Genomic DNA, 23,029 nt, shown 5'->3' on the forward strand with positions numbered 1-23,029 from the left:
TTAAAATTTGATTAACAATTATTGACATAATAGACGAGTTGGCATAATATTATATTACAAACAATCGAATACTCCAAAGGGGAGTAGCGTCAGGAGAAATCCTGAAACAAAGTCGTCAATTCATGAGAATTTATTCTCATCGGCTTTGTTGGCATACAACTAGCGTATGCTCAGCAAGACCTTTGCCGTAGTTCTACAACTATAGGTAAAGGTCTTTTTATTTTTGTAGACACGGATACAGGTTGTTTAATAAAATAGTAGATTATGAGGAGGAAGAGATATGGAAATATTTGGACTGAGTTTAGGCGTACTAGTAAACGTAATCTTTATCGACCTGTTATTAAGTGGAGACAATGCTATCTTAATTGCTTTAGCTGCTAAAAATTTACCTGAAGATCAAAAGAAAAAAGCGGTACTTCTAGGTACAGCAGGTGCAATTGGACTTCGAGTAATATTTGCTGCAATAGTAGTATATTTATTAGAAATCCCATTAATTTATGCAATCGGTGGTTTAATGCTATTATGGATCGCATTTAAATTATTAGTGGATGATGCAGGACATGGTGATGTGAAAAGTGGTGCAACACTTTGGGGTGCTATCAAAACAATTATTGTTGCAGATGCTTTAATGAGTTTAGATAATGTATTGGCACTTGCTGGTGTAGCACATGGAGACTTAACTGCTATCGTAATCGGTATTCTTATATCAATCCCATTAATTGTATGGGGAAGTTCTTTCTTAATGAAAGTAATGAACAAATATCCAATTATTACGACGATCGGTTCTGCAATTTTAGCTTGGACTGCGGCTGGAATGATTACACACGATAATATGATTAAAGATGTATTTGAAAATGAAATGATTGCTACAACTTTTAAAGTTGTATTAACTGCAGTAGTAGTGATTGCTGGTACTTTAGTTGCAAAGAAAAAAGCTCAAAAACACAACGAGAGTTCATCTCAAAATCAAACAGCTTAATAAAACGAAAACAAGCCCAACTTACTATAGGTTGGGCTTTTTTCTAATTAATTATTTATGAAATTTTTTAAAATTAAAGGGAAAAATCGTATCAATATACACAAAATGGAAAATATAATGGTTGAAAAGAATTAGGACAATAAGTATACTTTAGTTGTCAGACATCTGACTCTACACTTTAGTTTCAGTTTGTAGCGATCGTTAGGAGGAAAACAGATGAGTAAAGAATTTAAGCGCGTGTTCCTCGTTGTTATGGATTCTGTAGGTATAGGAGAGGCTCCTGATGCAGAAAAATTTAATGATGTTGGTTCAGATACACTAGGACATATTGCAGAAAAAATGAATGGATTACATATGCCAAATATGGCAAGTCTAGGATTAAGTAATATTCGCGAATTACAAGGAATTAAAAAGGCTGAGAAACCACTTGCATTTTATTCGAAAATGGAAGAGTCATCAGTTGGAAAAGATACGATGACAGGACATTGGGAAATGATGGGGCTTCATATTGACAAGCCGTTTAAAGTATTTGCTGATGGATTTCCTGCTGAGTTAATCAGTGAGCTTGAAAGCCAATTTGGACGTAAAATCATCGGTAATAAACCAGCTTCTGGAACGGAAATTTTAGTAGAGCTTGGCGAGCAGCATATGAAATCAGGAGATTTAATTGTATACACTTCTGCTGATTCTGTTTTACAAATTGCAGCACATGAAGATGTTATACCTTTAGAAGACCTATATAAATATTGCGAGATTGCTCGTAAGTTAACTTTAGATGATCCATATATGATTGGTCGAATTATTGCTAGACCATTTGTAGGAGAACCAGGTGATTTTAAACGTACACCAAACCGTCATGATTATGCACTTAAGCCTTTCGGACGTACTGTAATGAACGAATTACAAGATGCGAATTATGATGTGATTTCAATCGGTAAAATCTCAGATATTTTTGATGGTGAAGGTATTACAAAAGCATTACGTACAGTTTCAAATATGGACGGAATGGATAAATTAGTTGATACATTAAATATGGACTTTACTGGTCTTAGCTTCTTAAATCTAGTTGATTTTGACGCAGTATATGGCCATCGTCGTGACCCATTAGGATATGGTAAAGCACTTGAAGAGTTCGATGCAAGATTACCCGAAGTATTTGAACTGCTTAAAGAAGATGATTTATTAATCATTACTGCAGACCATGGCAATGATCCAACTTTTGCTGGTACTGATCACACTAGAGAATATGTACCTTTAATTGTTTATAGTAAAAAGTTTACTGAAGGTAAAGAGTTACCTATTCCAAAAACTTTTGCAGATGTTGGAGCGACAATCGCTGAGAATTTTGATGTTAAATTGCCATCACATGGATCAAGTTTTTTAGGAAAATTGAGATAAGGTGGAGTTAAAATGAATAAAGAAATGATTGAAAAAGCAGGTTCATTTATTAAAGAAAAAATTAAACATAAACCAAAAATAGGTTTAATTCTTGGTTCAGGCTTAGGGATTTTAGTAGATGAAATCGAAAATCAAGTGAAAATTCCATATCATACGATTCCTGAATTTCCTACTTCTACTGTTGAAGGCCATGAAGGCCAACTAGTATTCGGTGATATTCATGGTGTAAGCGTTGTCGCTATGCAAGGTAGAATTCACTTTTACGAAGGATATGACATGGAAAAAGTAACATTCCCTGTTCGAGTGATGAAGGAGTTAGGTGTTGACATTTTAGTTGTAACAAATGCAGCTGGTGGAGTGAATACATCATTCGAACCAGGTGATCTAATGCTAATCACTGATCATATTAACTTTACAGGAACTAGTCCTTTAATTGGACCTAATAATCCAGAATTAGGCTTACGATTTGTTGATATGTCTCATCCTTACGATCGTGAACTTCGAGATGTTGCAAGAAATGCCGCAAAAGAAGTGAATGTAAACCTTCAAGAGGGAGTTTATCTAGCTGTTACTGGTCCTTCATATGAAACACCAGCAGAAATCCGTATGTTTAGAACATTAGGAGCTGATGCTGTCGGTATGTCAACAGTTTCTGAGGTTATGGTTGCTCGTCACGCCGACTTAAGAGTATTAGGGATTTCATGTATCTCAAATATGGCTGCAGGTATCTTAGATCAACCTTTAAACCATGAAGAGGTAATTGAAACAACTCAAAGAGTAAGATCACAATTTTTATCATTAGTAAAAGAAATTGTTCGTAAATTAGGATAAAAACCTTAAATGAAAAGACTTCTGCACTGCTGTTGTAGAAGTCCCTTTTCGTTCTAGATTAGATAAATAGATACAAAATAGAAGAGACATAACAGATAGGAGAATTCCAAACATGAGAATGGTAGACTTAATTGAAAAAAAACGCGATGGAAAAACTTTAACAACTGAAGAAATCAATTTTATCATTAATGGATTTACAGATGGAAGCGTTCCTGATTATCAAATGAGTGCTTTTGCAATGGCGGTATTTTTAAAAGGCATGACTGAAGTAGAATATAGCGATTTAACTATGGCGATGGTTCATTCTGGTGATACAATCGATCTTTCAAACATTGAAGGAATTAAAGTTGATAAGCATTCTACTGGTGGGGTTGGCGATACAACTACATTAGTATTAGGACCATTAGTTGCTTCATTAGATGTACCAGTTGCAAAAATGAGCGGAAGAGGTTTAGGTCATACTGGTGGAACAATTGATAAATTAGAAGCAGTTGAAGGATTCCACGTTGAACTAACTGAAGAAGAGTTCATAAAACAAGTAAATGATATTAAAGTAGCTGTAATCGGTCAAACTGGTGATTTAACACCAGCAGATAAAAAGTTATATGCGCTACGTGATGTAACTGCGACAGTAAACTCAATCCCTTTAATTTCTAGCTCAATTATGAGTAAGAAAATTGCTGCTGGAGCAGATGCGATTGTATTAGATGTTAAAACTGGCGCTGGCGCATTTATGAAAGACATTGAAGATGCTCGTGATCTAGCAAAAGCAATGGTTAAGATTGGTAACAATGTTGGAAGACAAACTGTAGCAATCATTTCAGATATGAGCCAACCACTAGGACTTGCGATTGGTAATGCTTTAGAAGTAAAAGAAGCAATTGACACATTAAAAGGTGAAGGTCCAAAAGATTTAGAAGAATTATGTTTAATCTTAGGTAGTCAAATGGTTGTTTTAGCGAAAAAAGCTGAAACACTTGATGAAGCAAGAGCTAAACTTGTTGAAAATATGAAAAATGGTAAAGCATTAGAAGTATTTAAAAAATTCTTAGTAGCTCAAGGTGGAGATGGATCTGTAGTTGATGATCCTTCAAGATTACCTCAAGCAAAATACATTCAAGAAGTTGTTGCAAAAGAAGACGGTTATGTATCACGAATCGTTGCTGATGCAGTTGGAACAGCGGCTATGAAATTAGGAGCAGGTCGTGCGACAAAAGAATCTGTTATCGATTTAGCTGTTGGATTAATGTTAAACAAAAAAGTTGGAGATGCAGTGAAGAAAGGTGAATCATTAGTAACTGTTTACTCAAACACAGAGGATATTAGTGAAGTAGAGAAAGACTTACTTGAAAATATCATTCTTTCTAAAGAAAAAGTAGAAGAGCCTACTTTAGTTTATGATTTAATTATGGAAGCTTAAGACTAAGTATAAAAGCTATTCTCATCAGTTGAGAATGGCTTTTTTTCTTTACATGTAAATATATTAATTTGAAATGTAAGAAACTCTTATGGAAAGTTCACCATTAAAATAGTAAATTTTTGTTTTCATATTTGACGATTTCTAGTATAATGTTTAACGTGCCTTAGTGCATGGGTGGGCGAGGGAGACACTATAAGAGAGGAATTCACTTGAAAAATCTTTTAAACAAACAATTTAATCTTGAAGGAAGCGGTACAAACATTAAAACGGAGGTTATTGCAGGCGTTATTTCATTTTTAACACTTGTCTATATCCTTTCAGTAAACAGTACAATACTACATGATGCTGGTATACCGTTTCAAGGGGCAATGATTGCAACAATCCTATCAGCGTTCTTAGGAAGCGTGATGATCGGATTATGGAGCAACTCACCTTTAGTATTAGTACCAGGAATGGGTATTAATGCACTGTTCACTTACACAATGGTTGGAGAAATGGGCATGAGCTGGCAGGAAGCGCTTGCAGTCGTATTTATTAGCGGCGTAATATTGTCCATCTTATCGTTTACAAACCTAGTTAAGAAACTGACAACTGCGATTCCATTATCATTAAAAAGTGCAATAACAGTAGGAATCGGATTTTTCTTAACGTTCATTGGTCTTCAAGAAGGTGGAATTGTCGTAAAAAATGAAGATACTTTTGTATCAATTGCAAACTTCTCAAATCCTGATGTTTTAGCGACAGTCATTACACTTGGAATTGCGATTTACTTATTTATTAAAAATGTTCCAGCCAATTTTTTAATTACAGTTATTCTAGGAACCTTCATTTCGTTTTTACTACATGGTGGCATTGAAAAAGCACACGAAACAACTTCAATTACATTTGAATCTGCGAATCAAGTTGTCGGACAACTGACCTTTACGCATATTATGAGTTTTTCTTTTTGGATCGCAGTATTTTCGTTAACAATGGTCATTTTATTTGAATCAATTGGGATCATACATGGGCAATTAAGTATGATGAATCAAGAGAGTAAGCAGCAGAAGGTCGTACAAGGAACTGCCTTAGGGATCTTGTTGTCAGGTATTTTTGGAACAAGTCCTACTGTCGTTGCCGTAGAAGGTAGTGCAGGTATAAGTTCTGGAGGTCGTACAGGTCTTACTTCTGTTGTAACAGGTCTATTATTTTTAGGATGCTTACTGTTTATGCCACTGATTGCGTATATTCCAACATCTGCAATCGCACCGATTTTAATTATTATCGGTTCATTAATGGTTAAGCACATTACTGATATACAATTGGATGATCCTACTGAGGCAATACCAGCCTTTTTAATATTAGCATTCATTCCCTTAACATATAGTATTATTGATGGAATTGCTTTTGGTTTTATCGCTTATCCGCTAGTTAAGTTAGCGGCTGGTAAAAAAACCGAAATTACACCATATATGGTGGCAATATCTGCATTATTTTTTGTACGTTTTGCATTAAACTTTATTTCATAAAATAATGCTCTGTTAATGTTAATCTTTGATATTTTACAAAAGACATTTTCGAAAAAGAATCTTATAGAATTTTAAGTATAGAATATTTAAAGAGATTGATTGGAGTGGAAGGTGCGAGACTCCTATGGGAGTAGCGGGAAGGGTGAGACCCCGGAGGCTTGCCGAGGAGGCTCGGCTCACGCCCCATGGAAAGCGAGCATCCTGAAACGGAAATCAACATTCTTTTTTAAAAGAGCTTAAAATAAAAAGCGCTATTTCTCGATATAAGAGAAAATAGCGCTTTTTTACTTTATTCAAAAAATTTGTTAAGTCGTTTATAGAAATAGTAACCAGCAATTAACCCAATCAGTAAGCCAATCGCATAAACAACGACATTACTTCCGTTTGCAATTGTAGAAGTAAGAATTGCAATAGAAGTTGCTGATAAATAAACAAATAGAATATTTACAAAATGGCCAAACTTTTTATAAACAAATAGTTTTCCATTATTCGCATTTGCATTTCGACTATAACAAAGCAAACCAATCACTAAAAACACGAAAATATAAATGAGAATGACAACTAGGTTATGGAAATCAAATGTTGGATACGTCACATTTTGCTGATCAAAATCTTTTGTAATACTTAAACTGCCAGATTGGAAAGAGATCGACCAATCGACTATTTTCTTCTCAATTTCTAATAAACCATTAAAATCCTTATTAAATAGTCCTTTTAAATTTGATAGCACACTAAAAAAGATTAAAATGGGTGAAAAAATAGTAAAAATAGTAAACAGTGTTTGTGAAAAATAATGACCAGTCAGTGTACCGATGGCTAAGCCAATTGTTAAAAATGCAATCGAAAATAGAAAAAGTGTAACAAAGATCGGTAAAAATCCACTAGTATCAATATATTGATGTAGAATAGTAGAGTAATGGATTATGAGTGTTAATATGCTTAAAAATACAGTTGCGATAAAAATGTGAACGACACCAAAAATCCATTTTGATAAAAATAATTGTCTTGGTGTATAAGGTAGAGAGAATTGAAAGTCAATACCGCCAGTATTACGTTCAATTCCAATTAATAATATACTCAAAATTAAAACAAGAATTGGAGATATAAATGCTAACGTACTAAATTCACCAATATAAATAAAAGGGTATTCAGTGTAAGAAGCTTCTAATGCTCTATTCATTTCAAATATGTTGTTATAATAACTAAACGGTAAAATGACTACATAAACCAAATATAATAAGATAAGTGCAAGTCTTGATTGTTTAGAATGCTTTAGCCACAATGCTTTACTAAACATATAATTCTCCTCCGTCTTTTAAGAAAAATAAATCCTCTAATGTTAAAGGAAGTTCCTCAAGTAAAAGCGGATTCCTTTTTCCTAATGTCTGCAAAAATTCTTCTTTTTGTCCGCTTACAATTAAAATGGCAACCTTACCTGTTTTAGAAAAGACGGATACATGCTCAAGTTCTGCTATTTCAGAAGGTAATCCATTTTCAAACGCTACTTGTAATTTAAAATGTTTATTTGTACTTTCTTCCATTGTTGCAACATTATCAATTGTTCCTTCTTTTAAGAATAAATATTGATCAATAATTTTTTCCAGCTCAACAAGATGATGTGACGATATTAATACACCAACGGAATTTGTACTTGCATATTCAATGATTAATTGTAAAACTGTACGTTTCACAACTGGATCTAAACCATTCGTTGGTTCATCTAAAATCACGTAATTTGCTCCCGTTGAAAATGTTAACAGTAAATATAATAGTGTCTTCATACCTTTTGAATATTTACGTAAAGACCCATGCGGTAATTTATATTTATTAAGTGCATCTAGAAACTTTTCTTTATCAAAATTAGGATAAGCATTTTCATAGATTGTAATGAGTTCCTTCACAGTAAATTGTTTAATGAAGTTTGTTGTATCACTCATATAGGCGATTTGATTTCGCGTATTTGGTTCAATCGTAATATCTTTGTTGTCGATTAAAATAGCGCCTTCATCAGGCGACAGAATCCCTACAATTGTACGAAGTAAAGTCGTTTTTCCAGCGCCATTTCGCCCAATTAATCCTGTAATTGTTCCTTGCTCTATATCAAATGATATATTTTTTAATATTTCTGTTTCATCAAGTTTTTTACTTAGTTGATGAATTTTTAACAAATTATTCAACTCCCTTTTTTGAATAAACTTCTTTTACCCAATTTATAATCAATTCTTCATCAATACCTTCCATTAGACTTTCAATTAAAAGGTTTGAAAATTTATTTTGATATTTAAGAAGGGTTTGTTCTGATACGGATTCCTTTGTTAAACCAATGACAAACGTTCCTTTACCTCGGACAGTTTCAATTATTCCACTTCGCTCTAACTCTTGATATGCTCTACTAACTGTATTCGGATTAATTAGTAAGGTTGTTGCTAATTCTCTGACAGATGGAAGCTTATCTCCATTTAGTAAAACATTTCTTAAAATTTGTTCTTTCACTTGTAGAACAATTTGTTCCCACAATGGTAAATGACTTCTTGCGACTAAGACAATAATCAAATAATCACCACCTTACAAAATTAGGTGTATTAATTGTACTGAGTGTATGAGTATGATTAATACACTTTATTTATATCATATGCAATGAATGTAGTAAATAGTTCCATACAATCTAATATTTTCTTCTCACTTTGATTAAACTACTTATATTTGGAAAAAATATGTATGAATAGAATGGAGGGTTATTAATGAAAAAGGTAGTTTTTACACTTATTAGTAGTGCATTGATCTTCTCATTATCACTGCCTACAGTAAATGCAAGAGAGACAAGAACCGTAGACGTTGAATTAGCTAAAAATGCATTATCTTCCGTTATTATTGAGCAAGATACAGGTGAAGTTTTATATGAAAAAGATGCGAGAAAGAAGCTTCCACCAGCAAGTATGACGAAGATTATGACAATGCTAATTATTATGGAAGAAATCGATAAAGGAAATTTAAAGCTAGATGATAAAGTAATGACAAGTGAATATGCTGCATCAATGGGTGGTTCACAAATCTTTTTAGAACCTGGCGAAGAAATGACAGTTAATGAAATGTTAAAAGGGATTGCGATTGCTTCAGGGAACGATGCTTCAGTTGCCATGGCAGAAAAAATTGCAGGTACTGAAGAGGCATTTGTAAATTTAATGAATAATAAAGCAAAGTCTCTTGGTTTAAAAGATACACATTTTAAAAATCCAACAGGATTACCTGCTGCAGATCATTATTCATCTGCGTATGATATGGCAATCATGGGTAGAGAGCTATTGAAGCATCCGCTTATTACAAAGTATACAGGTACGTATGAGGATTATTTACGTCAAAATACAGAAAAACAATTTTGGTTAGTCAATACAAATAAATTAGTTCGCTTTTATCCCGGAGCTGATGGTTTAAAAACTGGTTTTACTGCAGAAGCAAGATATTGCTTAACAGCAACTGCAAAGAAAAATAACATGAGAGTTGTTAGTGTGATTATGGGTGCACCTACTTCGAAGGAAAGAAATGCACAAATGTCTAAACTTCTTGATTACGCATTTAATCAATATCAAGTAAAACAACTTATTAAACAAGGCGACAATGTTGATAAATTGTCAATCAGTAAAGGGAAAACAAAAAATGTAAATGTAGTAACAAAATCACCAGTATCAGTCGTGCTGAAAAAAGGTGAAGCTTTAAATAAAGTGACAAAAAACATTAAGTTGAAAAAAGACTTACAAGCGCCAATTAAAAAAGGTCAAGTTGTAGGGGAATTAGAACTGAAACAAGGTAATCGAGTTTTATCAACTACTGATTTAGTTGCAAAGAACAATATTCCTAAAGCTAAATGGTATGACTTATTTAAACGTACAATCGGTGGATTTAATTAATCTCATTCAATTTAAGAACGTAGACTTTTGACGTATTTACACTAGTTTTGTCATCATGAAGGAATTTCAAGTTAAGACAACGAAACTTTCATTTAACCGTCATAATAAGGAGGTTATTGAAGTGAGTCTTAATATCGAGCTAGAAGTAAAAAATGCGATCCTTTGTGTAAGACTTGCAGGTGAGCTTGATCATCACACTGCCGAAGATTTACGTTTACAGGTGAATGAAGTATTAGAAACACAGCCAATACAACATATTTTATTAAATCTTGAACACTTATCTTTTATGGATAGTTCTGGATTAGGTGTCATTTTAGGAAGATATAAGGTCATTCGAAACAAAGGTGGAGAAATGGTCGTATGTTCTATTTCACCATCAATCAAACGATTATTTGATATGTCTGGTTTGTTTAAAATTGTACATTTGGCAGAAGACGAGTCTAATGGACTGACTGTTTTGGGGGTGGCGTAATGCGTAATGAAATGAACCTTCAATTTTCGGCATTGAGTCAAAATGAATCATTTGCTAGGGTAACTGTGGCAGCATTTATTACCCAGTTAGATCCAACATTAGATGAATTGACAGAGATTAAAACTGTCGTTTCTGAAGCTGTAACAAATTCGATCATACATGGATATGAAAACAATCCAGAAGGTATTGTATATATTTCAGTTGTCCTAGAAGATCAGTCTGTTACATTAACAATTAGAGATGAAGGTATTGGTATTGCTGACCTAGATGAAGCGATGCAACCTTTATTTACATCTAAACCAGATTTAGAAAGATCGGGAATGGGCTTTACAATTATGGAAAACTTTATGGATCACTGTGAAGTTGTTTCTACTGAAAACGTTGGTACGACAATTACTGTAAAAAAGTATTTATCAAATAGCAATGCTCTATGTAATTAAGGAGAATCGCCTATGGACGTAGAAGTCAAGCAAGATCAACCCCGTACGCAGTTAAAGGATAGCGAATTAAAAGAGTTAATTAAGCGTAGTCAGGCTGGAGATCAAATGGCTAGAGACAGCATCGTCGGGCACAACATGAGACTTGTTTGGTCAGTTGTTCAGCGCTTTATTAACCGTGGTTATGAACCAGATGATTTATTTCAAATTGGTTGTATTGGATTATTAAAATCAGTTGATAAATTTGATTTATCATATGATGTTCGATTTTCAACCTATGCTGTTCCTATGATTATCGGTGAAATCCAACGATTTATCCGCGATGATGGTACAGTAAAAGTAAGTAGGTCATTAAAAGAAACAAATAATAAAATTCGTAAAGCAAAAGAAGAATTGAGTAAGTCACTTGGTAGAATGCCGACAATTAATGAGATCGCTACATATATGGAAATTACACCTGAGGATGTAGTACTTGCCCAAGAAGCTAGTCGAGCACCTTCATCGATTCACGAAACGGTGTATGAAAATGATGGGGATCCTATCACATTGTTAGATCAAATTGCTGATAACCATGAAACAAATTGGTTTGAGAAATTTGCATTAAAGGAAGCAATTAAACAACTTGATGATCGAGAAAGATTAATTGTTTACTTAAGATACTATAAAGACCAAACTCAATCTGAAGTTGCCGAACGGTTAGGTATATCGCAAGTACAAGTTTCGAGACTCGAGAAAAAAATTCTCCAACAAATGAAAGATAAAATTAAATAAAATGATTCGTTAGAAGAGGAAGAAATGTAGCAAGTTGCTACTTTTCTTCCTCTTTTTATGTACGCAAATTTGAAGTAGTTTTAGTTGTTATGACTATTTTTGGGAAGTTTTCACATACTAGTTGTAATCGAATACTTATTGCTTTGAAACCGAGGGGAAAGTATGAAAAAGGTACTATACATTAAATTACTAAACCGAGTAGTAGTTCAAGTAGGTAAGAGTGTACGACTAGGTGATATAGCGAGACTACAAGGTATAAACATTCAGTTAGATGAAATTAAAAATATTATCGTACACGAAGCGAAAAAGGAGGATGGTACACATACTGTAATCGATATTTTGGAACTTTTACCACTCATTCAAGCAGTTGATTCCGAAGTTTCATTTGAATTAATTGGCGTAACGATGTGTATTTTAGAGCTAGAGAATGCAGTGGAAAAGGAAAATGTCATTTTATTTTTATTTGTTTGGATATTACTATTTGCGGGCTCATCACTTGCGATCATTTATTTTCACGAGGACGTTAGTATGCAACAAGTACAACAAAGAATTTACTATTTAATAACGGGAGAATATCATCATAAGCCTTTACTTTTACAAGTGCCTTATTCATTAGGGTTAGGTATAGGCATGGTTTTATTTTTTAATCAATGGTTTAAAACACGTTTAAATGAAGAGCCGAGTCCTTTGGAAGTGGAAATGTTTCAATATCAAAGATCAATGGATGAGTATGTATTAGTAAATGAAAATAAAAAACCAACGAAAAGTGTGAATGACGATGATCCATGATCTATTTGTAGCCTTTATTGGTTTTTCAGGTGGTATAGCAGTTGGAACTGGTTTTGTTGCTTTTTTATCCGTTATTGGGATTATTCCAAGATTAACCCAAATAACGAAAACAATTAAAAAAATACGAGCATATGAATTTGCAGTCGTAGTTGGCGCATTATTTGGTTGTTGGATCAGTCTAAGGGATACGGTATTTTTCATGCCAAAATATGCTTCTGTCCCGATTGGACTTTTAGCAGGTATGTTCATCGGTATGCTTGCAGCAGCATTAACAGAAGTACTAAATGTGTTTCCGATACTAGCAAAACGTATAGGCATTCAAAGAAAAATAGTCTACCTATTGATGGCAATTGCTCTAGGAAAAGTATTTGGATCATTATTTCATTGGATCTATTTTATTGAGTAAAGGATGAAGGTAATGAGTGGAAAATTAAAATCAAATTATCAAGAAGGTATTAAACAATATCAACCTAAAAAACATGTTTTACGTAATTGTATTCGAGCATTTATTGTCGGAGGATTCATTTGTTTTTTAGGTGAAGCTATATCAGAAATTTATATAAATTATTTTGGGTTCACTGATAAAAATGCAGGTGATCCTACTGTTGCAACTCTCGTTTTAATTTCAAGCTTATTAACTGGATTAGGACTATATGATAAAATTGGACAATTTGCCGGAGCGGGTTCAGCGGTACCGGTTACAGGATTTGCTAATTCTATGACGAGTGCAGCGATGGAACATCGAAGTGAAGGACTTGTGTTAGGTGTAGCTACAAATATGTTTAAATTAGCAGGATGTGTCATTGTATACGGAGTTGTATCGGCCTATATTGTCGGTATGATCCGATATGCATTTAAAGTACTTTTTTAGGAGGTGAAATTTGTGGGACTTATTGGAAAACAAACATGGGATTTTACGAATGGCGTGTATGTTCAGTCCTCAGGTACTGCAGTTGGACCAAGAGAAAATTTAGGGCTATTAAAAGGAACATATGATTATGCATATGAAGATTTACATTGTAATGAAGATAATTGGGAATTAGCTGAGCGTGCTTTATTGAGAAACGCTATTTCCACAACTTTAAAGAAAGCAAATAAAAATGTAGAAGATATAGATGTATTTTTAGCAGGTGATTTACTAAATCAAAATGTCACTGCAAATTTTATCGCAAGGGAATTACAATTACCATTCTTATGTATGTTTGGTGCATGTTCGACGTCAATGGAAACAGCCGCACTTGGTGCTCAATTAATTGATAGTGGTTATGCAAAATTAGCATTAGCAGGGACTAGCAGTCATAATGCTACTGCAGAAAGACAATACCGATATCCAACTGAGTATGGAGGGCAAAAACCTGACTCAGCTACTTTTACGGTAACTGGAGCTGGAAGTATTTTATTATCAAGTAAAAAAAGTCGGATTAAAGTAAAGTGTGCAACAATTGGTACCGTACAAGATTTAGGATTAAAAAATCCTTTCGATATGGGTTCTGCAATGGCTCCTGCGGCTGCATATACAATTGTGCAGCACTTTAAAGATACAAATACAACACCAGATGATTACGATTTGATTGTAACTGGAGATTTATCAGCAGTAGGTGCACCGATTTGTGAACAACTAGTAAAAGAAGAGGGCTACGATATGTCAGGTAAATATAATGACTGTGGACTCCTCATCTATGACAGAGATAATCAAGAGGTTTTTGCTGGTGGTAGTGGTTGTGCATGTTCAGCAGTGGTTACATATAGTCACTTATTCCAGGAAATGAAAAAAGGAACTTATAAGAAGATATTAGTTGCTGCAACCGGTGCACTATTAAGCCCTACAATGATTCAACAGAAAGAGTCGATCCCAACCATTTCACATGCTGTTGTCTTTGAAAGCTGTTAGGAGGTGTAAAGATGGAATTTGTTTATGCATTTATTGTGGGTGGACTCATTTGTGTAGTTGGTCAATTACTTTTTGAGTATACAAAATTAACTCCAGGTCATGTCATGTGTTTATTTGTAGTAATCGGTTCAATATTAGATGGATTTGGAATTTATGATAAACTAATCGAATTTGCGGGAGCCGGTGCAACAGTTCCGATTACAAGTTTCGGGCATTCTTTATTACATGGGGCAATGGCAGAAGCGAATCAACACGGCTTTGTCGGCATTGGTATGGGAATCTTTTCACTCACATCTTCAGGGATTTCAGCTGCAATTCTATTTTCATTCATTATTGCCTTACTATTTAAACCCAAAGGCTAACATATGAAGACTAAAAAAGTCATCATTATAACTGATGGAGATGTTTATGCTCATAGGAGTATTGAACATCTAGCAAAACAATTTGGTGGGTGTACAATTTCCCAGTCGCAAGGTAATCCGACAAAGTTCTCAGGTAAAAAAATGGTAGAAATTATCATGCAAGCCCAAAAGGAACCAATATTTGTCTTATTTGATGATAGTGGTTTTATGGGAGAAGGGCCTGGAGAAAAAGCTTTAAAGTATGTTGCAAATGACAAACATATAGAAGTAATTGCTGCCTTAGCCGTTGCATCAAATACGCATCATCAAGAATGGACAAGGGTAGATGTCAGTATTGATAATGAAGGGAATTTAACTGAATATGGTGTAGATAAATTCGGTGTACCAGATATTGAACTAGGTAGAATTAATGGGGACACTGTTTATAATTTAGATCAGTTAAATATTCCATTAATAATTGGTATTGGAGACATAGGGAAAATGGGAGGCCGTGATGACATAGAAAAAGGCTCTCCGATTACAAGGAAAGCAATTGAATACATCTTAGAAAGGAGTGAATTCCTTGACAATAAAAACGGAATCAACTGATTTATCACAAAAGTTAGTAACGAATGCAAATATTATCAAAGATCGATTAGGATTTGGCAAAAGTTTCGACTTAGGTCAACGGATTATTTATGTAAATAAAGTTGAAGTACAATTGTATTATGTAAATGGATTAACAGATACTGGTTTTATTCAAATGATCTTAGATGATTTAATTGGATTAAAGATAGAAGATAAAAATAAACCAGTGTTTAAAGAAGTGGAAGAAACAATTGTACATCAATCAGTAACTGCTATATTAACAATTGAAGAAGTAATTAAAAATATATTATCCGGTTTAATTGTAGTATTAGTTGATGGTGAAGCGAAAGCTTTAGCAGTAGATGTAAGAAGTTATCCAGGTCGTGGACCAACTGAACCTGATACAGAAAGAGTGGTACGTGGTTCAAGAGATGGGTTTACAGAAAACATTATTAATAATACAGGATTAATACGCAGACGAATTCGCGACGAAAATTTACGAAATGAAATTTTACAAGTAGGCGAAAGTTCAAAAACAGATGTATGTGTTACATATATTAAGGGTTTAGCTAATGAAAAATTAGTAAAAGAAATTATCGACCGTATAAAAAAAATTAATGTCGACGGGATGTCGATGGCCGATAAAAAGCTTGAGGAATTTATCTTAAAACAAGGTTATAATCCTTTTCCATTAGTAAGGTATTCGGAAAGACCAGACGTAGTTGCAAATCACATTATTGAAGGTCATGTCATCATCATTGTAGATACATCGCCGAGTGTCATCATAACGCCAGCTACATATTACCATCATATGCAACATGCTGAAGAATTTCGTCAAACTCCATCAGTAGGTACATTCCTCAGATGGATCCGCTATATTGGAATTTTTATGAGTGTATTTTTATTACCGTTTTGGCTATTACTATGTAATGTACCAGAAATTTTACCAGAAAAACTAAGCTATATCGGTCCAAAAGAAACAAGTAATATCCCGATCTATTTACAATTAATTATTGCAGACATGGGGATTGAGTTTTTAAGGATGGCCAGTATACATACACCTAATGCTGTTTCGACATCAATGGGTATTATTGCAGCTGTATTAATCGGACAAGTTGCAATCGATGTTGGACTATTCCAACCAGAAGTAGTACTATATACAGCAGTGTCCATGATTGGTTCATATGCTACACCAAGCTATGAATTAGCACTAGCCAATAAACTAGCTAAATTTGTAATTTTGATATTAACTGCAATATTAGGTATAAAAGGCTTTATGATTGGGTCAACATTATTTATATTATTTTTAGCTAGCTTAAGTACTTTAAATACACCTTATTTATGGCCATTTATCCCATTTGATGGTCGAGCATTTCTGCACTTTATTATTCGAACGAAGGCAAGTGAAAGCGAAAAGAAAAAAGGTGGAAAAACAATTGGAGATGCAACATTATAAATTAAAAACCTCGATCATCATGTAAGATGATCGAGGTTTTTAATTTTACTTCTTTACCTTACTTAAAAAATGAAAGGATGGCATCGAATAAAGCAGAAAAGAAATCTTTTAACTTTTGAATAAAAGATTGTCCTTGTTCTGAATTTAAGAAGTCAGAAATTTGTTCTTTTGCTTTTGTTAATTGATTGCCTACTTGATCCCAATTAATATTTAAATCTTTCATTTTTTCAAATAAAGCCATTAAGCTAGCCATTTGATCTGATGTTAAATTAATACCTAATTCACCAGCTAAACGATTAACTAAGTCTTTTAATTCATCAGTTGTCATATTTGGATTTTTAGCAATTTCTTCTTTAACTTGTGCAACAAGTTGGACAGCTTTTTCATTTCCAACTGTATCTGCTAATTTAGCAGTTTTTACCATTTCTTCGTTTGCTACTTTTTTAACTTCCTCTGGAATTGCTTCGCCAGAGCTAAGCTCATATGCTTTCATAATTCCAGTTAAAGCGGCAGTACCAGAAACTTCAAACGGTGCTGTAATCACGATATTTGCGTCCTTCAAACCAGCTGTAATTAATGCATTTGTATACATTGCATTACTAACCCATGAGATGTTGTTTGTTTGAACAATAATCCCTGTATTTTTTTCACCAATTGTAATCATCGCTGATGACAGTGCACGAGTTCCAATTTGTGCTTTAGGCACTGTTCCATCTAAATATTTATGTTCCTCTTGATTTGAAACTGTAACAGTTCTAGCATCAGCAGGTGCGCCCATTTCTGATAATAATGCTTTTTTCTGAGTTTCAGTTAAGTTTTGTCCAAGAGTTACGATTGTTTCACCAGGAACAGAATCTGCTAATACTGATAATGGCATAGCAATTAATCCCATTGATAAGGTGAATGCTAAAATTTTTTGTTTCAACAAAGAAACACTCCCTTTTTAAGTTAATACTAATTAAAAATCTTATAACCCTATTATAGTAGTTTTCGAAAACTTGTCATTACTTTTTGTTTTTTGTATGATTATAAAAGCGTTACTAGTTTATTTAAGTAATGGTAATAATAGGACAATATAGTCTTAGAAGTTTGTAATACATAAGGAGGAATTTTTTATGAAAAAGGCAAGTATTACATTTGAGAACGGTGAGCAAATTTTAATCGACTTGTTTGCTGAGCATGCTCCAGCAACAGTTGAAAATTTTGAAAGCTTAGCAAAAAAAGGATTTTACGATGGATTAACATTCCACCGCGTTATCCCAGGATTTGTATCTCAAGGTGGAGATCCTAATGGCAATGGTACAGGTGGTCCTGGTTACACAATTAAATGTGAAACTGCAGGAAATCCACATAAACATAAAGCAGGTGCTTTATCAATGGCGCATGCTGGTCGTGATACTGGTGGAAGTCAATTCTTCATCGTACATGAGCCACAACCACATTTAGATGGTGTACATACTGTATTTGGTCAAGTAACTGAAGGAATGGATACAGTTTTAAGAATGCGTAACGGCGACGTTATGAAAGAAGTAAAAGTTTGGGACGAACAATAATTTTTAAAAAAACTCTTTTCTGTTTAACAGAAAAGAGTTTTTTTTTATCCAAACATTACCAATAACGAGGCTGTTGATAATATGGCTGATAAGCGACTTGGGAATAGGTTTGATGATTTTGAGTTGGTGACATTTGGCTACCATTTTCTTGATGACATGTAATTGGCGGGCCAATAAAAGTAGAAGGCTGAAGTGGTGAAAGTGTTTGCTTCCATTGATTTTCATCAAGACAGTAAGTATGGGCTACAAGGTTTGCCGGAGTGAACTTTAATAAATCTGAGAATAAAATAACATCAGGTGTTGGTGCATTGAAAATAGCCAGTAAATGTGTTTGATCAGTTGTGGCAATTTCATAATGCCACCATCCTTGTGGAACATTTGCAACCTGTCCTGGTGTAATCGGGTAATGATGAAGCTGTCTTGTATATGGGTTGAAAATTGAGACAACAGCTGAACCTGAAATACAGTATACTAACTCAGATGAATTCTGATGATAGTGTGGCTCAACTACGTTATTTGTACTTAAATAAATATCCAATAACGAAAGCTGATCTAGTGTATTTAATTGATTTATACTCAAGCTATTAATGTAATTTTGATTATCTTTTTTAAAAGAAGTATTTGTATTTAAATCGAAACTAAATTGGGTTGAGGGTGAAGTATAATCCAAATCCAATCTCATTTTCACCATTCCTTTAACAATTCATTTATTTAAAGTTCAATGTATTCAAGAATTGGGCAAATGGTTCCATATTACAAAAGGGGTTGAGGGTAGGCGCATCCACTTTTAGGTCTGTCTAGTTCCAGCAACTTGACCCTCGAGTCATAAGCCAAAGCTCATGAAAGTTAAAAAGCAACTTTCAGTGTTCTTTGTCTTATGCTTGTCGGGTCAGAGCGAGTTGCTTCCACTTTTCGGTCTGTCTAGTTCCAGCGCCTAGCCCCTCGAGTCATAAGCCAAAGCCCATGAAAGTTAAAGAGCAACTTTCAGTGTTCTTTGTCTTATGCTTGTCGGGTCAGAGCGAGTTGCTTCCACTTTTCGGACTGTCTAGTTCCAGCAACTTGACCCTCGAGTCATAAGCCAAAGCTCATGAAAGTTAAAAAGCAACTTTCAGTGTTCTTTGTCTTATGCTTGTCGGGTCAGAGCGAGTTGCTTCCACTTTTCGGTCTTGACAGAAAAATGTGTAAATTATATATTTGAAATATTGATATAGTTGGAACGTATTTTTAGATTTTTCGTAATATAGTAAGGTAATAAAGCATATATTTGAATGTTTTATTAGAAGATTAAGAGTTTTATTAATTTTTAAGAGGGGTAAACATGTTAATTAGGTATAAGAAAACATATGAAAAAATTGCAATGGGCCTGCTATCGTTTATGCCGAATGAAAAGAATGTGAAAAGCTTAGTTAATACAATAAAAGACTATGAAACAAATGAAGATAATCATTTATTCCTTTGGAAATTAGACGATATTGTTGGAATTATTGGAATTCAACTTTTACCAGATAAAGTTCTTATGATTAAACATCTAAGTGTAAACCCTTCATTCCGAAATCAAGGTATTGCAACCTCTTTATATGATGCTATCCGAAATCAGTATGTGGATTATACGATTATTACGACTGAAGAAATAGCTTCATTTATTGATCATTGTAAAATTAGTTTGAAAGTTTTATAGAAAAAGTGTTCGACTTCATTGTCGAACACTTTTTTGTTATTGATTTTTTCTTATTTGAAGTTGTTTATTTCGTTCAGAGATTACGTCTGATCTGTCCCTTGTACTATGTTTATGGATCAAATCTTCAGTGAATGATGAATAGTTATTTTTTTGTTTTATGAGTTGTTGATATAATTTTTGATCCTTAATTGGCAAATGAAAGTGTTTGTATTGTTTGTGGTCGTTTATATTAGCTTGTAAATTATTTACGATTTCTTGAAAAGCTTTATGATCAAGTCCAGCCATTTTAGTAAGTGTAGGGTCATTTGCATATGCATGGACATGGCGCATTAATTTTTTTGCACCGGTATAATTTCCACGACGATAATGGTATAGCACAACAGCTAGTCGGATGAGACCGAGCCAAACTTTTTTATATTCATTATTAAGCTCTAGTTTCCATTGTTCTTCAAGTACTTCGTGGCATTCAAAGAAATCATGGTCATAGTGGAAATGACACAAATATTTTATGTAGCGTTCGTTTTGATTATAATGTACCAAAATTCTTCACCTCTTTGATAATAAATGTAACAGAAAGCCAAATAATAAAAAAGAAGAAAGCCTAGAACAATGTCTAGGCTTTCACATTTTGTTTATTCACAAGTTAAACTAACAGATGAAAGCACATCCAACGATGATTAATAAGATAAATAATACTACGATTAAAGCAAAGCCATTACCATGTCCGTATCCTGGAGATACATTGCCGCCTTTACTCATGATTAACCCTCCTTACTGCAAATAATTCTTCTTGCATTCATATATTATGAATTTATATAAAATTGGTATAGGCGGATATCTAAAGATTTCTTAAACAAAGTTATTTCAAATCCAAAAAATCCTTTTCACTATACAGTTTTGTTCAATTATCCTTTATACTGATAAGAGATATAATTTTTATCATAAGGCTTTGTTACTGTTTATTATTCAAAAGCAAATGAATTGAAAATAAATAAACGATAAAATAAGAAGTTGATAGAAAGGCGCAAGTCCTTTGTTAGAGAACTGGACAGGTTGATTGTTATGGCGAAAATCACGAAGAGGATTACCGAAAGACAATGAACATCAAGCTCTCGTAAGTAGAAATCAACAATCATGTTTAACGGAGCAATCATATTAGTAAGTTGGTGAAAAGTTTGTGAAGCAATATGAAGTTAAAATTGATGCATTTGAAGGTCCTTTGGATTTATTACTGCATTTAATTCAACGATTTGAAATTGATATATACGATATACCTGTATCTGAAATTACCGATCAATACGTTTTATATATTCATACAATGAAAGAATTAGAGTTAGATATTGCAAGTGAGTATTTAGTAATGGCAGCTGAGTTGTTAGCAATGAAGAGTAAAAGCATCCTACCGAATCATGAAGAACAAGCTGATTGGGATGCTGTTTTTGAAGAAGATCCTAGAGAAGAATTAATGAATCGATTATTAGTTTATAAACAATTTAAAGAAGCGGCAAATGTATTTCAGGAAAAAGAATCTGAGCGGGCAATGATTTTTACCCGTAATCCTACTGACTTATCTGAATATGGGCCAGGACCTGAGGATATTACAATGCCAACCGATGTAACGATTTATGATATGTTAGGCGCGTTACAAAAACTGTTTAAACGAAAAAAGCTTCAAGAACCATTGCAAACAAAAATAGTCCGAGAAGAAATTTCCATTGAACGAAGAATGGGTGAAATTGTTGACTATTTAAAACAACTAAAGAAACGTACTAATTTTATTAGTTTATTCCCATATAATGACAAGGAAAGTATCGTTGTTACATTTTTAGCAATTTTAGAGTTAATGAAAACAAAAGAAATTATTGTAGAGCAAGAACAAAATTTTTCGGAAATTTTTCTAACTTCACGAGAAATATTCGAAAAAAAGCAAGATGAGGTGTACTCGTAATGGAAAATGAACAAAAATTAATAGGTGTTCTTGAGGGCCTATTATTCGTTGCTGGAGATGAAGGGATTTCAATTCTGGAATTATCGGATACGTTAGAATGTACTCAAACTGAAGTGTTAGATTTAATCGAGAGCTTAAAGAAAGAATATGATAAATCATCCAGAGGATTACAAGTAAGAATTTTAGCAAATCGATATAAATTAACATCAAAAAGAGAACATGGAGAATTCTTTAAAAAGCTAATTGAAAGCCCATCAAATTCATCTTTATCTCAAGCAGCACTTGAAACATTGGCAATCGTTGCGTATCAACAGCCAATAACTCGTACAGAAATTGAAGATATACGTGGCGTGAAAACTGAAAAACCAATTCAAACGCTTGTCTCGAAATATTTAATTAAAGAAGTAGGTCGTGCTGAAGGTACTGGGCGAGCAATTTTATATGGTACAACATCTGAGTTCTTAGATTATTTTGGTTTGAAAAATATTAAAGAACTACCACCACTTCCAGAGGATCTAAAAATGGAAGAAATTGAGGAAGAAGCTGATTTATTTTTTAGTAAGTTTGAAAAGGAAGATTAGTTAAAAAATTCTGCAATTATCTAACCATACTATGTTACACTAATACTATGGAAATCTTTGGAGGGTGAAAGAATTGTATATTTATAATTGTCATGGATATGAATTAGTAAAAGCTCAGTCAAACACTTCAGAAGACTTTTTTAATCGTTCAGAAGTTGAATATGAATATAATGGTCAAAAACTTGTAACTTCAGTATTATATGTAAGATTTTTTGAAGAACAGCTTCCAGAATTGAGTGAAGTGAAAACAACTGTACTTTATGATAATGGAGAAGAGTCAATTTATTTCCGCGATTTAGTAGCTCTTGCTTTTATTATTAATAATCCATCTTATCGTGGTCGTAAACGAATTTATATAAATGAAATAAATGAGTTCGTTAACGAGCTAAAAGGTGTAGATTTTGATCAATTAGTTGGATATGCAAGAGGAATTAAACAAAGTACAAGTAAAAGAGTTGAAGTAACGATCTAATTTATGGAGGG

General features: G+C 33.5%; 28 protein-coding genes. 21 read left to right on the top strand and 7 right to left on the bottom strand.

The features are described from left to right. The first annotated feature begins 280 nt into the window (after positions 1-280). The 5 genes from CAB05_RS08160 to CAB05_RS08180 all read left to right on the top strand — a co-directional run bounded on the left by CAB05_RS08160 (position 281) and on the right by CAB05_RS08180 (position 6,136). Positions 281-979: a TerC family protein gene (locus CAB05_RS08160; protein WP_087999325.1), complete on the top strand. Its 699-nt coding sequence runs from the start codon at positions 281-283 to the stop codon at positions 977-979. A 216-nt stretch (positions 980-1,195) separates the two neighbouring features. Then, entirely contained in the window at positions 1,196-2,377 is a 1,182-nt protein-coding gene (deoB, locus tag CAB05_RS08165) for a phosphopentomutase (protein ID WP_087999326.1), read from the top strand. Positions 2,378-2,389: 12 nt separating this feature from the next. Continuing rightward, a complete protein-coding gene (locus CAB05_RS08170; RefSeq protein ID WP_087999327.1) occupies positions 2,390-3,208 on the top strand; it encodes a purine-nucleoside phosphorylase in 819 nt (272 codons plus the stop codon). Positions 3,209-3,320: 112 nt separating this feature from the next. Beyond that, positions 3,321-4,628, top strand: coding sequence for a pyrimidine-nucleoside phosphorylase (locus CAB05_RS08175; RefSeq protein ID WP_087999328.1), 1,308 nt, complete (start codon positions 3,321-3,323; stop codon positions 4,626-4,628). A gap of 209 nt (positions 4,629-4,837) precedes the next feature. Continuing rightward, positions 4,838-6,136, top strand: coding sequence for an NCS2 family permease (locus CAB05_RS08180; protein ID WP_235821396.1), 1,299 nt, complete (start codon positions 4,838-4,840; stop codon positions 6,134-6,136). A gap of 289 nt (positions 6,137-6,425) precedes the next feature. Here CAB05_RS08180 and CAB05_RS08185 read toward each other — a convergent pair whose 3' ends face one another. From CAB05_RS08185 to CAB05_RS08195, 3 genes are read right to left on the bottom strand one after another with little or no spacing between them, the layout of a single operon-like run. After that, positions 6,426-7,433: an ABC transporter permease subunit gene (locus CAB05_RS08185; RefSeq protein WP_087999330.1), complete on the bottom strand. Its 1,008-nt coding sequence runs from the start codon at positions 7,431-7,433 to the stop codon at positions 6,426-6,428. After that, on the bottom strand, positions 7,426-8,304 hold the full coding sequence (locus CAB05_RS08190) for an ABC transporter ATP-binding protein (protein WP_158093214.1): 879 nt from the start codon (positions 8,302-8,304) through the stop codon (positions 7,426-7,428). Before CAB05_RS08190 ends, CAB05_RS08185 begins: the two co-directional genes overlap by 8 nt. Before the next feature lies 1 nt (position 8,305). Continuing rightward, a complete protein-coding gene (locus CAB05_RS08195; protein ID WP_087999332.1) occupies positions 8,306-8,689 on the bottom strand; it encodes a GntR family transcriptional regulator in 384 nt (127 codons plus the stop codon). 188 nt (positions 8,690-8,877) lie between these two features. On the opposite strand from CAB05_RS08195, the gene CAB05_RS08200 reads away from it, so the two are divergent. The 11 genes from CAB05_RS08200 to CAB05_RS08250 all read left to right on the top strand — a co-directional run bounded on the left by CAB05_RS08200 (position 8,878) and on the right by CAB05_RS08250 (position 16,786). Further along, entirely contained in the window at positions 8,878-10,041 is a 1,164-nt protein-coding gene (locus tag CAB05_RS08200) for a D-alanyl-D-alanine carboxypeptidase family protein (RefSeq protein ID WP_087999333.1), read from the top strand. Between the two features lie 121 nt (positions 10,042-10,162). After that, positions 10,163-10,513, top strand: a complete 351-nt coding sequence (gene spoIIAA, locus CAB05_RS08205) for an anti-sigma F factor antagonist (RefSeq protein WP_087999334.1) — start codon at positions 10,163-10,165, stop codon at positions 10,511-10,513. Then, entirely contained in the window at positions 10,513-10,953 is a 441-nt protein-coding gene (spoIIAB, locus tag CAB05_RS08210) for an anti-sigma F factor (RefSeq protein WP_087999335.1), read from the top strand. Before spoIIAA ends, spoIIAB begins: the two co-directional genes overlap by 1 nt. Before the next feature lie 12 nt (positions 10,954-10,965). Next, the gene (sigF, locus tag CAB05_RS08215; protein ID WP_087999336.1) at positions 10,966-11,721 is read left to right on the top strand and encodes an RNA polymerase sporulation sigma factor SigF; all 756 of its coding nucleotides are present in this window, start codon (positions 10,966-10,968) and stop codon (positions 11,719-11,721) included. A 162-nt stretch (positions 11,722-11,883) separates the two neighbouring features. Next, entirely contained in the window at positions 11,884-12,510 is a 627-nt protein-coding gene (locus CAB05_RS08220) for a stage V sporulation protein AA (protein ID WP_087999337.1), read from the top strand. Next, on the top strand, positions 12,494-12,916 hold the full coding sequence (locus tag CAB05_RS08225; protein WP_087999338.1) for a stage V sporulation protein AB: 423 nt from the start codon (positions 12,494-12,496) through the stop codon (positions 12,914-12,916). The genes CAB05_RS08220 and CAB05_RS08225 overlap by 17 nt, the downstream gene beginning before the upstream one ends. A 12-nt stretch (positions 12,917-12,928) precedes the next feature. Next, positions 12,929-13,381 carry a stage V sporulation protein AC gene (gene spoVAC / locus CAB05_RS08230; protein ID WP_087999339.1) on the top strand — a complete coding sequence of 151 codons (453 nt, stop codon included), beginning with the start codon at positions 12,929-12,931 and terminating at the stop codon, positions 13,379-13,381. A 12-nt stretch (positions 13,382-13,393) separates the two neighbouring features. Next, positions 13,394-14,401 carry a stage V sporulation protein AD gene (gene spoVAD, locus CAB05_RS08235; RefSeq protein WP_087999340.1) on the top strand — a complete coding sequence of 336 codons (1,008 nt, stop codon included), beginning with the start codon at positions 13,394-13,396 and terminating at the stop codon, positions 14,399-14,401. Positions 14,402-14,412: 11 nt separating this feature from the next. Continuing rightward, on the top strand, positions 14,413-14,763 hold the full coding sequence (gene spoVAE / locus CAB05_RS08240) for a stage V sporulation protein AE (RefSeq protein ID WP_087999341.1): 351 nt from the start codon (positions 14,413-14,415) through the stop codon (positions 14,761-14,763). A gap of 3 nt (positions 14,764-14,766) precedes the next feature. Next, the gene (spoVAEA, locus tag CAB05_RS08245; protein WP_087999342.1) at positions 14,767-15,351 is read left to right on the top strand and encodes a stage V sporulation protein SpoVABEA; all 585 of its coding nucleotides are present in this window, start codon (positions 14,767-14,769) and stop codon (positions 15,349-15,351) included. After that, positions 15,332-16,786 (top strand): spore germination protein, encoded by a 1,455-nt coding sequence (locus CAB05_RS08250; protein ID WP_087999569.1) that lies wholly within the window; start codon positions 15,332-15,334, stop codon positions 16,784-16,786. The genes spoVAEA and CAB05_RS08250 overlap by 20 nt, the downstream gene beginning before the upstream one ends. Positions 16,787-16,844: 58 nt before the next feature. Here CAB05_RS08250 and CAB05_RS08255 read toward each other — a convergent pair whose 3' ends face one another. Then, the gene (locus tag CAB05_RS08255; protein WP_087999343.1) at positions 16,845-17,711 is read right to left on the bottom strand and encodes a DUF1002 domain-containing protein; all 867 of its coding nucleotides are present in this window, start codon (positions 17,709-17,711) and stop codon (positions 16,845-16,847) included. A gap of 190 nt (positions 17,712-17,901) precedes the next feature. Between CAB05_RS08255 and CAB05_RS08260 the strand changes: the two genes are divergently transcribed. Next, on the top strand, positions 17,902-18,339 hold the full coding sequence (locus CAB05_RS08260; protein ID WP_087999344.1) for a peptidylprolyl isomerase: 438 nt from the start codon (positions 17,902-17,904) through the stop codon (positions 18,337-18,339). A gap of 55 nt (positions 18,340-18,394) precedes the next feature. Here the strand turns inward: CAB05_RS08260 and CAB05_RS08265 are convergent, their stop codons facing one another. Continuing rightward, entirely contained in the window at positions 18,395-19,021 is a 627-nt protein-coding gene (locus CAB05_RS08265; protein WP_087999345.1) for a cupin domain-containing protein, read from the bottom strand. Between the two features lie 636 nt (positions 19,022-19,657). On the opposite strand from CAB05_RS08265, the gene CAB05_RS08270 reads away from it, so the two are divergent. After that, a complete protein-coding gene (locus CAB05_RS08270) occupies positions 19,658-20,017 on the top strand; it encodes a GNAT family N-acetyltransferase (protein WP_087999346.1) in 360 nt (119 codons plus the stop codon). Positions 20,018-20,053: 36 nt separating this feature from the next. On the opposite strand, the gene CAB05_RS08275 is transcribed toward CAB05_RS08270, so the two are convergent. Both CAB05_RS08275 and CAB05_RS08280 read right to left on the bottom strand, forming a co-directional pair. Beyond that, complete coding sequence (locus CAB05_RS08275; protein ID WP_158093215.1) at positions 20,054-20,557, bottom strand: DUF309 domain-containing protein; 504 nt, start codon at positions 20,555-20,557, stop codon at positions 20,054-20,056. 108 nt (positions 20,558-20,665) lie between these two features. After that, on the bottom strand, positions 20,666-20,776 hold the full coding sequence (locus tag CAB05_RS08280; protein ID WP_087999348.1) for a YjcZ family sporulation protein: 111 nt from the start codon (positions 20,774-20,776) through the stop codon (positions 20,666-20,668). 418 nt (positions 20,777-21,194) lie between these two features. Here CAB05_RS08280 and CAB05_RS08285 point away from each other — a divergent pair, with 418 nt between their 5' ends. The 3 genes from CAB05_RS08285 to CAB05_RS08295 all read left to right on the top strand — a co-directional run bounded on the left by CAB05_RS08285 (position 21,195) and on the right by CAB05_RS08295 (position 23,018). Continuing rightward, positions 21,195-21,965 carry a segregation/condensation protein A gene (locus CAB05_RS08285; RefSeq protein ID WP_087999349.1) on the top strand — a complete coding sequence of 257 codons (771 nt, stop codon included), beginning with the start codon at positions 21,195-21,197 and terminating at the stop codon, positions 21,963-21,965. Next, entirely contained in the window at positions 21,965-22,546 is a 582-nt protein-coding gene (scpB, locus tag CAB05_RS08290) for an SMC-Scp complex subunit ScpB (RefSeq protein WP_087999350.1), read from the top strand. The genes CAB05_RS08285 and scpB overlap by 1 nt, the downstream gene beginning before the upstream one ends. Before the next feature lie 73 nt (positions 22,547-22,619). Then, on the top strand, positions 22,620-23,018 hold the full coding sequence (locus CAB05_RS08295) for a hypothetical protein (protein WP_087999351.1): 399 nt from the start codon (positions 22,620-22,622) through the stop codon (positions 23,016-23,018). The last annotated feature ends 11 nt before the right edge of the window (positions 23,019-23,029 follow it).

It is taken from the genome of Gottfriedia solisilvae (assembly GCF_002128405.1).
GTDB lineage: Bacteria > Bacillota > Bacilli > Bacillales > Bacillaceae_G > Gottfriedia > Gottfriedia solisilvae.

What these genes read in the sequence shown, in the direction of transcription:
- CAB05_RS08160 (WP_087999325.1), top strand. Translation starts at nt 281, where the DNA reads ATGGAAATATTTGGACTGAGTTTAGGCGTACTAGTAAACGTAATCTTT.
- deoB (WP_087999326.1), top strand. Translation starts at nt 1,196, where the DNA reads ATGAGTAAAGAATTTAAGCGCGTGTTCCTCGTTGTTATGGATTCTGTA.
- CAB05_RS08170 (WP_087999327.1), top strand. Translation starts at nt 2,390, where the DNA reads ATGAATAAAGAAATGATTGAAAAAGCAGGTTCATTTATTAAAGAAAAA.
- CAB05_RS08175 (WP_087999328.1), top strand. Translation starts at nt 3,321, where the DNA reads ATGAGAATGGTAGACTTAATTGAAAAAAAACGCGATGGAAAAACTTTA.
- CAB05_RS08185 (WP_087999330.1), bottom strand. Translation starts at nt 7,433, where the DNA reads ATGTTTAGTAAAGCATTGTGGCTAAAGCATTCTAAACAATCAAGACTT.
- CAB05_RS08200 (WP_087999333.1), top strand. Translation starts at nt 8,878, where the DNA reads ATGAAAAAGGTAGTTTTTACACTTATTAGTAGTGCATTGATCTTCTCA.
- spoIIAB (WP_087999335.1), top strand. Translation starts at nt 10,513, where the DNA reads ATGCGTAATGAAATGAACCTTCAATTTTCGGCATTGAGTCAAAATGAA.
- sigF (WP_087999336.1), top strand. Translation starts at nt 10,966, where the DNA reads ATGGACGTAGAAGTCAAGCAAGATCAACCCCGTACGCAGTTAAAGGAT.
- CAB05_RS08220 (WP_087999337.1), top strand. Translation starts at nt 11,884, where the DNA reads ATGAAAAAGGTACTATACATTAAATTACTAAACCGAGTAGTAGTTCAA.
- CAB05_RS08225 (WP_087999338.1), top strand. Translation starts at nt 12,494, where the DNA reads ATGACGATGATCCATGATCTATTTGTAGCCTTTATTGGTTTTTCAGGT.
- spoVAC (WP_087999339.1), top strand. Translation starts at nt 12,929, where the DNA reads ATGAGTGGAAAATTAAAATCAAATTATCAAGAAGGTATTAAACAATAT.
- spoVAE (WP_087999341.1), top strand. Translation starts at nt 14,413, where the DNA reads ATGGAATTTGTTTATGCATTTATTGTGGGTGGACTCATTTGTGTAGTT.
- spoVAEA (WP_087999342.1), top strand. Translation starts at nt 14,767, where the DNA reads ATGAAGACTAAAAAAGTCATCATTATAACTGATGGAGATGTTTATGCT.
- CAB05_RS08260 (WP_087999344.1), top strand. Translation starts at nt 17,902, where the DNA reads ATGAAAAAGGCAAGTATTACATTTGAGAACGGTGAGCAAATTTTAATC.
- CAB05_RS08265 (WP_087999345.1), bottom strand. Translation starts at nt 19,021, where the DNA reads ATGAGATTGGATTTGGATTATACTTCACCCTCAACCCAATTTAGTTTC.
- CAB05_RS08270 (WP_087999346.1), top strand. Translation starts at nt 19,658, where the DNA reads ATGTTAATTAGGTATAAGAAAACATATGAAAAAATTGCAATGGGCCTG.
- CAB05_RS08280 (WP_087999348.1), bottom strand. Translation starts at nt 20,776, where the DNA reads ATGAGTAAAGGCGGCAATGTATCTCCAGGATACGGACATGGTAATGGC.
- scpB (WP_087999350.1), top strand. Translation starts at nt 21,965, where the DNA reads ATGGAAAATGAACAAAAATTAATAGGTGTTCTTGAGGGCCTATTATTC.